This is a genomic window from Sphingomonas sp. GW821-FHT10F11 (genome assembly GCF_058809095.1).
The window spans coordinates 156,396-168,317 of sequence record NZ_JBXASH010000004.1 but is presented as its reverse complement, the minus strand read 5'-3'; the positions used below and the strand labels follow the sequence as shown (position 1 = coordinate 168,317).

Here is an 11,922-nt window from a genome sequence, read left to right as displayed (position 1 = left end):
AGGCTGCAGCGCGATCGAGCCATCGTTGCAAATGGCCGTGGAATGCGTAGCGGTATTGGCGAGGGCTCAGGGCTCGCCGCGATGCTTCGGCGGTTCCCACTCGAGCGGGCGGTCGCGCTTGAAGAGAATCCCGAATGCGTTCGCCGTGCACGCACTAAGCTGCGCACCGGTGGCGCCATGGTCGAGGTCGTCACCCGCATGACCACGATCCCAGTCGAAAAGAACTCTAAAGAATACGACCTTACGTTTACACGGGACGCGATTTCCGTCGATGACAGAGTGACGATCGTTGTCACCGATCCGCTATTCGACCCGCACCTCGCGGAGGATCTTGGCGGTGCCGGAGCGTTCGACCTCGTGACCGTCTGGCTGATGGGCTCGCATGAGGCGCGTGAGAATTCGCGAGACCTGATGGCCCTCGGTCACATGACTGCTGCCCTTTACCGATTGCTCGTACAGAACGAAATTTATGAGCTTGCCGATAAGGTGCTTGCCGCCGGGGGCTGGCTGCAGATCGTCGATCGCATGCCGCCCCAAGATATTGATTTAGCACGCGCTGAGTTGGTGGCTTCCCATACCGACCAGGCCCAACCGACGGCCCTCGAGGTCACTGACATCGCCTTCTGCGAATATCAGGAGGTGGGGGGTAGAGGTGTGACGATGCTGCTAAAGGACGACGGGCAGGGAACCCCGATGGGAAGTAGCAGGGCGACACTGCTCGCCTCGGTCTTGTCGGTGAAACGATAGGTTCACGATGTTCGACTTTAGTAACTACCGAAGGCCTATCTGGCCCCCGCACCTCAAGCCTGAAGGGGAGGGAACGGTGCATAAGGAGGACTTTGCCCTCTGGTGGCAGCGGCATGGCGAGGAGTTGGCCTGTCTGCATCCGCAGATTGCCGAGCAATGGGTTCATCGCCATTGGAGTGGCACCGAGTTTGCCTTTCTGCCGCTCGACACGCTGATTTGGAAGCTTGTCGTCATGGATGGGGAGGAGATCCTAAAATCGGTCCGCCGCGAGATCGCGCGCGAACTCGACCCCGAGTTCGACTACGAGCAGCTTCACGGGCTGCTGGCCTTCGAAAAATCACAGACAGCCATCGAGCTGGAGGGAGGCACTTGGCGCTTGCCGATCATTGTCTTATCGACCCCATCGGGCTGGCGTTCCCGCCGCGCTGAGCTGCCGGACGAACGTCTCATGCTTGTGGAGGGCCATCAGCGCCACCGCTATCTCAACGCACTCCACGCGAAGGGAAGCCCTCCCAAGGGCCCGCACCAAGTATTCGTCATCGGTTCGCCGCTCGTCACGTAGCTGAGCCTGCCTGCGCGAGCCGGGTGTGTGGAGAGCAGCGCATTAGAGCACTGTGGAGCGTTGAGCCTCGTTATGGAGGGCCGCTATCCAGTTCTGCCCGCCTGAAAGCTGCCAGTCGGCTAACGGCCCACTTCAAGCCGTCGGTCGGCGACCCGCCCATTTTCCGTCGTTGAGCGACTCGATAGCCAAGTCCGGAAGCAGCCGTCTGTTCATGCCGTACCGGAGCGCGGTTGGAACGACCAACATTGGGATTTACCCGCTACTCCCGATGATTGCGCCGAATGGCCGCTTCTGGCCAGAGCGGACGTTTGCACATTTAAGCCCGCCACGTCAGCGCGAGAACCGACCCGATCATCAGAAGCGGTTTTCTGTCGGCGCGGCTTCGCCATCGCGCTCGCGCCGTCTATGAGGGCGACCATGGGGCATATCATCATGGTGACGGAGGCGTTCGCGGCGGGGCTCAGCGAAGATGCCGGCGAGCGGTCGGGCCTGGCACTCGACCGCGACCAACTGCTCGAACATCTGCCGGCCACCAATCCCCTCCACGCTATGCTCCAGGGCGAACAGCGCCTGCTGCGGGTCCAGTCCGAGGATTATGCCGACGCGGTCGGCGACCTGCTCTTCGCATTGGGTGCTGCCGACGAGCCAGGCATGCCGACGATCGGCTCGCGCTTGATTAAGCGCCTTGGGCCTGACTGGCGGTCTGTCATCGATATTGAGCCACTGCTCCTGGTCGAAGCGATCGCCCGTCACTTCGTCCAGGAGCGAGCGCGCACTGGACGCTTCGATCGCGCGGCCATGGAAGCCGACCTCGTCGAGCATGCCGGTGACGTCTATCGGCGCATTCTCGACGATCTTTTGGTGGTTCTCCCGATCTATCTCGCCCATTGCCCTTACTTGGTCCGCGAGGTCGGCGCACGCGATGCCGTCGCCCTTACCGATCTCTTCGTGAGCGAAAAGCTACCGATCGATGGAGGCTTCTTTGATCAGCGCTTCGTCAATTATCTAGCGGCACGCGCCGAATTGCTTCCGAGCATCCACTGGCGTCAGTTCGAGATGCTTGCTGCCGAGTGGCTCGACCGCCAAGGATATGAGGTCGAACTCGGTCCAGGTCGCGACGATGGCGGGGTCGACGTCCGCGCGTGGCGGCGCGATGTTGTGCCGGGCATCCCGCCGGCGATTATCGTGCAGTGCAAGCGGCAGCGGAACAAGGTCGACAAGCAAGTGGTAAAGGCGCTGTGGGCCGACCTGTCCGATGAGGGGGGCGAGGCCGGGCTGATCGTCACGACCAGCGATCTCAGTCCGGGCGCCGCCGAGGTGGTTGCGGCGCGCGCCTATCCGGTGACGGTGGCCAATGGCGACCAAGTCAAGAGCTGGGTGGCGGCGATGCGCCATCCTGCAGCGGGGCTCATCCTTTAGATGCGCACGATGTCGATAAGTTGTATTACGGTGCCAGGTGCAACAACCCCCATTCCCGTCGCTCGATTCAATCTTCCGTTCCGCCATGTCACGCACGCGCTATGGACCATCCTGCCCCCTCCAGATCCGATCCTGGCGCAAATTTGAATCGAACAGCGCCAATTTCGGCGCGGATTTGCTGCCAACAGCGGAAAGTTTTGCCGCACATTGGCACGGTTTTCCGCTGTTATGGCATAACAGGGAAAACGGGAATCATGTCGTTGGAATCGCCTGCTGATTTCCGGGCGGAAATCCAACATAACAGCGGAAGAAAAAAGGAACGTCGCAAAAATCGGGGCGTCGTTATGCCGTCACCGTCCGCGGCCGGCCCGATTCGAACCGCTTGGCGACGCGCCGGTTCCGTCGCCGTCGCACCAGCGCGCCAAACCCGTTTCAGGCGTGGGGCGTCAGACCCGCTCCACCATGTTCACCGCGTCCGCCGCGCGCAACGCCGCGATCAGGCGCGTCAAATGAAGCAGGTCGTGCACTTCCACATCGATCGTGTTGGTGTGGAATCCGGTGTCGCGGTTGTCGAGCCGCATGTTGACGATATTGGCCTTTTGCGCGCCGATGATCGTCGCGATCACGCCCAGCGCGCCGGGCTCGTTCTTGACCTCGACCGAGATGCGCGCGGTGGCGCCCTCGGTCTTGTCGCCCCAGGCGAGATCGACCCAGTCGGCATCGTCGCTCTCGGCCAGCCGTGGGCAGTTGATCGTATGCACCTCGATCCCCTCGTTCGGCCGGCGCAGCCCGACGATGCGGTCGCCCGGCACCGGATGGCAGCATTCGGCCAGGTCGAAGGCGACGCCCGGGGTCAGCCCCTTGATCGAGATCGCGCTGGTCTGGATCGGCGCCGCGCGCGCCGTGGCGGTGCCGCCCGATCCCGGCATCAGCGCCTCCATCACCTCGGAATCGGTAATGCGCCGCCGCGCGATCGCCTCCATCAGCGCGGTTTCGTCGGTCAGTTTCAGCCGCTTGAGCGCGGCACCGATCGCGCCGGCGGCGAGCGGCGCGGGCAGGTGCGACAGGATCTCGTCATAGATCTTGCGCCCCAGCGCCTGCGTTTCCTCGCGCTCCTTGTGGCGCAGATGCCGGCGGATCGCCGCGCGCGCCTTGCCGGTGATCGCGAAGCTCAGCCAGTTGGCCTGCGGCTCCTGCGCCTTGGAGCGCAATATCTGCACCTGGTCGCCATTCTCGATGCTGGTCTTCAGCGGCACCACGCGCCCGTTGATCTTCGCGCCGACCGCCTGGTCGCCCAGGTCGGTATGCACGGCATAGGCGAAGTCGATCGGCGTCGCGCCCTTGGGCAGCTGGTGCAGCTCGCCCTTGGGGGTGAAGGCGAAGATCCGGTCCTGGTACATCGCCATGCGCGTATGCTCGAGCAGCTCTTCCGGGCTTTCGGCATTGTCGAGGATCTCGACCAGGTCGCGGATCCAGCTCACCTGGGTCTCGGGGCGCACCTTGTCCTGCTTGTACGCCCAGTGCGCGGCGAGGCCGAGCTCGGCCTCCTCATGCATTTCCTCGGTGCGGATCTGCACTTCGACGCGCGTATTGTCGGCATGGATGACCGAGGTGTGGAGCGACCGGTATCCGTTGCGCTTGGGGGTGGAGATGTAATCCTTGAATCGCCCCGGCACCATCGGCCAGCGCCGGTGGATCACGCCCAGCGCCTGGTAGCACGCCTCTTCGCTCGGCACGATCGCGCGGAACGCCATGATGTCGGACAGCTGCTCGAAGCTGATGTGCCGCTCGGCCATCTTCTTCCAGATCGAATAGGGGTGCTTCTCGCGCCCCGAGATATCGGCGTCGATGCCGTGGCGCGAGAGCAGCAGCTTCAGGCCGGAGCCGATCTTGGCGATCCGGTCCCCGCCGCCTTCCTTCAGCTGCGTCAGGCGCTTGTCGATCGAGGCATAGGCCTCGGGCTCGAGCTCCTTGAAGGCGAGCGTCTGCATCTCCTTCATGAACTCGTACATGCCGATCCGCTCGGCGAGCGGGGCGTAGATGTCCATCGTCTCGCGCGCGATGCGGCGGCGCTTGTCGGGATTGGGGATGTAATGGAGCGTCCGCATATTGTGCAGCCGGTCGGCGAGCTTGACCAGCAGCACGCGGATATCGTCCGACATGGCGAGCAGGAATTTGCGCAGGTTCTCCGCGGCGCGCTCGTTCTCGGTCTGCGCTTCGATCTTGGACAGCTTGGTCACGCCGTCGACCAGGCGCGCGACCGCGGGGCCGAACAGCTTCTCGATCTCCTCGATCGTGGCGACGGTGTCTTCCACCGTGTCGTGCAGGATCGCGGTGGCGATCGTCTCGTCGTCGAGATGCAGCTCGGTCAGGATGCCCGCCACCTCGATCGGATGGCTGAAATAGGGGTCGCCCGAGGCGCGTTTCTGCGTGCCGTGCGCGTTGACCGAGAAGACATAGGCGCGGTTGAGCAGCGCCTCATCGGCTTGCGGGTCGTAATCGAGGACCCGGTCTACAAGTTCATATTGGCGCAGCACGCCTTAAGATGGGGCCGCGATGTGTTGCTTTGCAACATATTCTTCGAGAAGACGGCGCCGGCCCGCTCCCCCACCCGGCCTCCCATTCAGTATATTCTGTGGGAGGCCGGGTGGGGGAGCGGGCCGGCGCCGCGACAAAAAAAGCTGGCCGCGGTGTCGAAACCGCGGCCAGTCAGGGGATCTTATTTCGCGCGGGCGTTGCACTTGGCGAGCGCGTCGGCGTCGAAGGCGGTGCCGCCGGCGGTGAATTCGCTCAGCGTACCGGCGCGCTGCACGATCATCTGGCACACGATGGTGTCGCGCGAGTTCGTCTTGTTGGCGGTGAACGCCGTGTCGCGCCACTTCCACATCAGGTTGCTGGTGATGAAGCTGGTCTTGGTCGGCTGCGCGACCGGGGTCGCGGTGTAATAGCCGCCCGGGCCCTGCGCATGGCTGCCCACGGGGGACAGCAGCATGATGGAACCGGCGAGCGCGGCAGCGATTGAAAGAATGCGGGTCATTGTTAGTCCTCCTTGAAACCAGTTGCGAATCACTACCTAGTGGATTAAGTGGTAAGTTGCAACTGAAAACTTATATGTCATTTCCATGACGAGCGATTTGGGATAGGCTCCATGGGTCGAGAGGAACGAGATGGGCGGTAAAATCCGTGAAGTGCTGAGCGAGTGCAGCCTGCCTGCGGCGCTCGAGGCCATGGGCGAGCGCTGGAGCTTCATGATCCTGCGGGCGGCTTTCAACGGCCTCCATCATTTCGAGGAGTTCCAGTCGGAACTCGGCATCGCGCGCAACATCCTGGCCAACCGGCTCGCCCGGCTGGTCGAGCACGGCATCCTGACGCGCGAGGCGATGCCCGAGGATCGCCGCAAGATCGAATATCGCCTGACCGAAAAAGGCGCGGCCCTGCTGCCGACGATGATCGCGCTCAGGCAATGGGGTGAACGCTGGGAAACCGGCATGCCCGCGACCCCGGTGCTGGTCGACGCGCGCGACATGCGCCCGATCGGCCCGATCGAGGTCCGCGCCTGGGACGGCCGCGTGCTGACCAAGCACGACCTGCTCTGGGCGCTCGCCGAGGACGTCGTGCACGAACCCGAGATGCGGGCGGCGGAATAGAGCCACACAACCACCCGTTCGGGCTGAGCTTGTCGGGCCGAAGGCGGCCGCAGGCCAACCCCTGTTCTTCTCTTCCGCGAAGGAAGGGCAGCCCTTCGACAAGCTCAGGGCGAACGGTGGAGAGGGTACCCCTCAGTTCGTCGGCAGCGTCTCGAGAAACGCCCGGATCGGCGCCTCGATCGGGATCGGTTTGCCGGTCGGCAGATGGACGTTGACGATCACCATGTCGATCACGGTGTGCAGATCGCCCGTCACCGCATGGCACAGCTCGAAGCGCTGGGTCATGCTCGAAGTGCCGATCCGCTCGATCCGCACAAAGGCGTCCAGCGTGTCGCCGAACACGAACGGCTTCAGATAATCGATCTCGGTGCGGCGGACATGGAACTCGGTCTCGGTCCAGGCCGCGCCCAGCGCCTCGCCGATCCCGGTCCACTCCCAGAACTCGGTCGCCGCGACATCGGCATATTCCAGGTAGCGCGAGTTGAAGACCACCTTCTGCCCGTCGATCTCGGCATAGCGGACCTTGAGGCTGGTGGAGAAGGCGAAGCCGGGGCGGATCATGCGGCGGCGATGGCCTGCGGCGTCCGCCCCGTCAATGCGGCGCTCAGGCGGCGACCTCGATCCGGTTGCGCCCGCCCGCCTTGGCGGCATAGAGCGCGGTGTCGGCGGCGCGGAAGGCCTCGTCGATGCTGGCCCCGGGAGACAGCGCTTCGAGTCCCATGCTCGCGGTGATGCACAGCCGGGGCTCGACGCCCGGCACCGGCCGTTCGGCGAGCGTCCGGCGGAGGCGCTCGCACACGGCGCCCGCCTCGGTCACGGCCAGCCCGGCGAGCAGGATGGCGAACTCCTCGCCGCCGATCCGTCCGATGGAGTCGCCGGGGCGAAGATTCTCGCGCAGCAGATCGGCCAGCATCAGCAAGGCCGCGTCGCCTGCGGCATGGCCGTGATTGTCGTTGACCGCCTTGAAATGGTCGAGGTCGAGCAGCGCCAGCGTCGACGGGCGCTCCGGCCGCAGATGGTTCATCGCGTCCTTCACCTGACGGCGGAACGCGCCGCGGTTGAGCAGGCCGGTCAACGGATCGGTATTGGCGGCGCGCAGCAGCTCGTCCTCGCGCATCTTGCGCCCGTCGAGATCGCGGATCACGCTGAACACCGCGGTGATCCGCCCCGATCCGTCGCGGACCGACCGCATGTTGGATTCGAACCAGGCGACCTGGCCGTCGGCCTTGGTCGCGCGATATTCCACCGTGAACACCCGCTCGGGCGCGCCGAGCGCCTCGACATGCACCGCGCTGACCTTCTCGCGGTCCTCGGGATGGACCAGGATCGCGGCGTTCAGCCCGATGATCTCCTCCGGCTCGAAATAGCCCAGCTCGCGCACCGCGGGCGAGATGAAGCGGATCGTGCCGTCGGGCTCGAGCGTCATCATGATGTCGGTGGCATTCTCCGCCATCAGCCGATAGCGGGCCTCGTTCTCGCTGAGCGCGGCAAGCAGCTTGTCGCGCTGCACCAGGGTGGCGGCGACGGGCAGGGCCGTGACGAACAGCACGACCATGTAGAATTGGAAGAATTGCAGCCGCCCGGCCTGGTCGGCATCCATCAGCGCCATCGGCCCATGGCCGCTCGTGGTCAGCACGCCGCCGATCACCCCGACGATCAGGATGCCGACGGCCGCGCCGAACCGCTGAAAGGCGAAGGTGCCGATCAGCAGCGGCACGATCGGCAGGAACAGCAGCGGCAGGCCTTTCTGGTAAAAGACCAGGAGGCACACCGCGACAAGCAGCGCGACCGCGCCGATCGCCTTGATCGTCCCGCGCTGCGCATGGAACAGTGGCCAGTCGATATCCCGGCGCGTCATCTGCATCGCCAGCGGCGCGGCGATCATGCTGCCGATGCCGTGCCCGACGATCCAGTCGAACAGGGCCGGCAGGAATCCGATCGGAAGCAACAGGCTCGCCATCCACGCGCCGATCAGGCCGCTGGCCGTCGGCGCGACGATCGCCACCGCGAGTGCGAACAGGGCGATCGAGCGGGAATCCTCCAACTGGCTCCGGTCGACGCGCCAGCGCCTGAGCAGCAGCGCCCCCAGCGCGCCCTCGCCGACATTGACGAGAGCAAAGGGCAGCGCGACGACCGGGATCGGCGAGAAGCACAAGGAGGCGCTCCACGTGCCGATGATCGCGGCGGTGAGGACCGGGGCCCAGCGCCGCACCGGCGTGGCGCACAGCGCGGCGATCAGCGGCGCGTTGGCCAGCCACAGCAAGGCGATCCCGCCATTCAGGCGCGTGAGCAGGATCGCGCCCGACGCGAGCGCGAAATAGCTCAGCCCTACGCCGACGATCATGGCCGGCGAGGGGGTATTGGAGGAGGCGCGGCCCATCCTCTCGCAATAGGATCAAAGCCTTAAGCGCAGGTTTAACGCTTGTTAGGGTAGTTCCCGAGCCCGGGCCGCCGGCTCTCCCGCAAGGGTGGTCAGCCGGTGCGCGCCGGCGTGTTGACGCCCATGCTCTGGAGATAGCGCTTCACGTTGCGCGCTGCCTGGCGCAGCCTTTGCTCGTTCTCGACCATCGCGATGCGCACGAACCCTTCGCCATTCTCGCCGTAACCGACCCCCGGCGCGACCGCGACCTTGGCATGGGTCAGCAGCTGCTTGGAGAATTCGAGGCTGCCGAGATGCGCGAGCGCCGGCGGCAGCGGCGCCCAGGCGAACATCGACGCACGGGGCGGCGGAATGTCCCAGCCCGCGCGGCCGAAGCTCTCGATCAGCACGTCGCGGCGGCGCTGATAGAGCTGGCGGTTCTGCTCGACGATGTCCTGCGGCCCGTTGATCGCTGCGACCGCGGCTGCCTGGATCGGGGTGAAGGCGCCGTAATCGAGATAGGACTTCACCCGCGTCAGCGCCGAGATGAGCTGCGGATTGCCCACCGCGAAGCCGATCCGCCAGCCCGCCATCGAATAGGTCTTGGACAGCGAGGTGAACTCGACCGCGACATCCTTCGCGCCCGGCACCTGCAGGATCGAGGGGGTAGGATTGCCGTCATAATAAAGCTCGGAATAAGCGAGGTCGGAGAGCACCCAGAGCTTGTGCTCCTTCGCGAACGCCACGACCCGCTCGTAAAAGGCGAGGTCGACCACCTCGGCGGTCGGGTTGGATGGATAGCCCATCACCAGCACGCTCGGGCGCGGCACGGTGAAGGCCATGGCCCGCTCCAACGCCTCCCAATAATGCTCGTCGGGCGTGGTCGGCACGCTGCGGATCGTCGCGCCGGCGATGATGAAGCCGAACGTATGGATCGGGTAGCTCGGGTTCGGCGCGAGCACCACGTCGCCCGGCGCGGTGATCGCCTGGGCGAGATTGGCCAGGCCTTCCTTCGAGCCGAGCGTCACCACCACTTCGGTATCGGGGTTCAGGTCGACCCCGAAACGGCGCTTGTAATAGCCGGCCTGGGCCTTGCGCAGCCCGGGAATGCCCTTCGACGCCGAATAGCCGTGCGCGTCGGGCTTGCGCGCCACTTCGCAGAGCTTGTCGATGACGTGCGGCGGCGGCGGCAGGTCCGGATTGCCCATGCCGAGATCGATGATGTCCTCGCCGCCCGCACGCGCTTCCGCTCGCATCGCGTTCACTTCGGCGATGACATAGGGAGGCAGGCGCTTGATGCGGTAGAAATCGTCGGACATGGCTTCTTCCGGTTGGAGGAGCGTCGACCCTTAGTTTATTTGCGGCCGCTCGGGAATGACGGACATGGCCTCGTGCGTTAGAGTGACATGAAAATCCGTTACCGAGGTTGCCATGGCCGAGTCCGACGCCCCCGAACTGCCCAGCCTCGAAGAACTCCAGCACTGGACCTGGGTGATGGGCCGGGCTCAGCAGATGATGCTGGAAAGCGGCCTGTCCACCGCGGCGGCCGAGCAGCGCGATCTCGGCGTGCCGGTGATCCCCGGCCTCAACGATCCGGCGACGCTCGGGCGCGCGGAAGCCTTCTGGACCGACAGCCTCAATCTCTGGCAGCGCTTCCTCGACCCCAAGGCCGCGCCCGCCGATGACGGCAGGCATGCCCGCGACAAGCGCTTCGCGGCGCCGCAATGGCGCGACAACCCGCTGTTCGACTGGATCCGCCAGAGCTATTTCCTGATCTCCGATCATATGCTCGCGAACATCGACGCGCTGGCGGGTGTGGACGATCGGCAGAAGGAGCAGCTCCGCTTCGCCGCCAAGGGTTTCCTCGAAGCGATGAGCCCGAGCAATTTCCCCGCGACCAACCCGGTGGTGCTCGAAAAGACGATCGAGACGGGTGGCGAGAATCTGCTGAAAGGCCTGCAGAACATGCTGGCCGATCTCGCCAAGGGCCAGCTCACCCACACCGATCCGACCGCGTTCGAGGTCGGCCGCAACCTGGCGACCACACCGGGCAAGGTGGTCAAGCGTACGCCGCTCTACGAGTTGATTCAATATTCGCCGACGACCGATAAGGTGCTCGGCGTGCCGCTGGTCATCTTCCCGCCCTGGATCAACCGTTTCTACATCCTGGATCTGACGCCGGAGAAGAGCTTCATCCGCTGGGCGGTGGACCAGGGCATCACCGTCTTCATGGTCTCCTGGAAATCGGCCGACGCCAGCATGAGCGAGGTGGTGTGGGACGATTATGTCGCGGCGCAGATCGACGCGATCGACACGGTGCGCGAGGGGCTGAAGGTCGATGCGGTCCACACCATCGGCTATTGCGTGGCGGGCACCACGCTCGCCGCGACGCTCGCCGTGCTGGCGGCGCGGGGGCAGGCCGAAAAGGTGAAGAGCGCGACCTTCTTCACCGCCCAGGTCGATTTCGCCCGCGCCGGCGAGTTGCTCAACTTCGTCGACGACGATCAACTGGCGATGATCCGCAACATGGCGCCCGAAGGGTTCGTCGACGGCCGCTACATGGCGCTGACCTTCAACCTGCTGCGCGGGCGGGACCTGATCTGGAATTACGTCACCAACAATTATCTGCTCGGCCAGGATTATGTCCCGTTCGATCTGCTCCACTGGAACGGCGACACCACCAACCTGCCGGCCAAATGGCATATGAGCTATCTGACCGATCTCTACCGCGACAATCTGCTGGTGAAGCCGGGGGTGCTGTCGGTCGGCGGCACGCCGGTCGATCTGACCAGGGTGAAGACCCCCTCCTATATCCAGGCCGGGCGCGAGGATCATATCGCCCCGGCCGAGAGCGTGTGGAACATCACCCGCATCTTCACCGGCCCGGTGAAGTTCGTGCTGGCGGGCTCGGGGCATATCGCCGGGGTGGTGAACCCGCCGTCGCTCGGCAAATATCAATATTGGCTCAACCCGAAACCGGCCGGCTCGCTTGCCGAGTTCGTCGCGGGCGCGACCGAGACCAAGGGCAGCTGGTGGCCCGACTGGATCGGCTGGCTGCACGATCAGGACGACTCGGTCGTGCCGGCCAAGGGTGCGCGCAAGCCGGGCAAAGGGCCGCTCGGGGCGATCGAGGACGCGCCCGGGAGCTATGTCAGGTCGCGCTAAACACCTGTAATAACTGGTCTATA

10 protein-coding genes are annotated in these 11,922 nt (G+C 64.8%); 5 read left to right on the top strand and 5 right to left on the bottom strand.

Features of this window, described 5'->3' with window-relative positions:
- Window positions 1-42 precede the first annotated feature (42 nt).
- From AC1RT8_RS14050 to AC1RT8_RS14040, 3 genes are all read left to right on the top strand, one after another.
- The gene (locus AC1RT8_RS14050; RefSeq protein ID WP_493076283.1) at window positions 43-747 is read left to right on the top strand and encodes a hypothetical protein; all 705 of its coding nucleotides are present in this window, start codon (window positions 43-45) and stop codon (window positions 745-747) included.
- A gap of 76 nt (window positions 748-823) precedes the next feature.
- On the top strand, window positions 824-1,309 hold the full coding sequence (locus tag AC1RT8_RS14045) for a hypothetical protein (protein ID WP_493076282.1): 486 nt from the start codon (window positions 824-826) through the stop codon (window positions 1,307-1,309).
- Between the two features lie 417 nt (window positions 1,310-1,726).
- Entirely contained in the window at window positions 1,727-2,728 is a 1,002-nt protein-coding gene (locus AC1RT8_RS14040; RefSeq protein WP_493076281.1) for a restriction endonuclease, read from the top strand.
- A gap of 446 nt (window positions 2,729-3,174) precedes the next feature.
- Here AC1RT8_RS14040 and AC1RT8_RS14035 read toward each other — a convergent pair whose 3' ends face one another.
- Window positions 3,175-5,265, bottom strand: coding sequence for a RelA/SpoT family protein (locus AC1RT8_RS14035; RefSeq protein WP_493076280.1), 2,091 nt, complete (start codon window positions 5,263-5,265; stop codon window positions 3,175-3,177).
- 182 nt (window positions 5,266-5,447) lie between these two features.
- The gene (locus AC1RT8_RS14030; protein ID WP_493076279.1) at window positions 5,448-5,765 is read right to left on the bottom strand and encodes a CC_3452 family protein; all 318 of its coding nucleotides are present in this window, start codon (window positions 5,763-5,765) and stop codon (window positions 5,448-5,450) included.
- A gap of 130 nt (window positions 5,766-5,895) precedes the next feature.
- Here AC1RT8_RS14030 and AC1RT8_RS14025 point away from each other — a divergent pair, with 130 nt between their 5' ends.
- Window positions 5,896-6,375 carry a winged helix-turn-helix transcriptional regulator gene (locus AC1RT8_RS14025; protein ID WP_493076278.1) on the top strand — a complete coding sequence of 160 codons (480 nt, stop codon included), beginning with the start codon at window positions 5,896-5,898 and terminating at the stop codon, window positions 6,373-6,375.
- 132 nt (window positions 6,376-6,507) lie between these two features.
- Here AC1RT8_RS14025 and AC1RT8_RS14020 read toward each other — a convergent pair whose 3' ends face one another.
- The 3 genes from AC1RT8_RS14020 to AC1RT8_RS14010 form a co-directional block, all read right to left on the bottom strand.
- Window positions 6,508-6,936 carry an acyl-CoA thioesterase gene (locus tag AC1RT8_RS14020; RefSeq protein ID WP_493076277.1) on the bottom strand — a complete coding sequence of 143 codons (429 nt, stop codon included), beginning with the start codon at window positions 6,934-6,936 and terminating at the stop codon, window positions 6,508-6,510.
- Between the two features lie 43 nt (window positions 6,937-6,979).
- Complete coding sequence (locus AC1RT8_RS14015) at window positions 6,980-8,719, bottom strand: sensor domain-containing diguanylate cyclase (RefSeq protein ID WP_493076276.1); 1,740 nt, start codon at window positions 8,717-8,719, stop codon at window positions 6,980-6,982.
- Window positions 8,720-8,847: 128 nt separating this feature from the next.
- Window positions 8,848-10,053 (bottom strand): LL-diaminopimelate aminotransferase, encoded by a 1,206-nt coding sequence (locus tag AC1RT8_RS14010; RefSeq protein ID WP_493076275.1) that lies wholly within the window; start codon window positions 10,051-10,053, stop codon window positions 8,848-8,850.
- Window positions 10,054-10,165: 112 nt separating this feature from the next.
- Between AC1RT8_RS14010 and AC1RT8_RS14005 the strand changes: the two genes are divergently transcribed.
- Window positions 10,166-11,899, top strand: coding sequence for a PHA/PHB synthase family protein (locus AC1RT8_RS14005; protein ID WP_493076274.1), 1,734 nt, complete (start codon window positions 10,166-10,168; stop codon window positions 11,897-11,899).
- Window positions 11,900-11,922 lie beyond the last annotated feature (23 nt).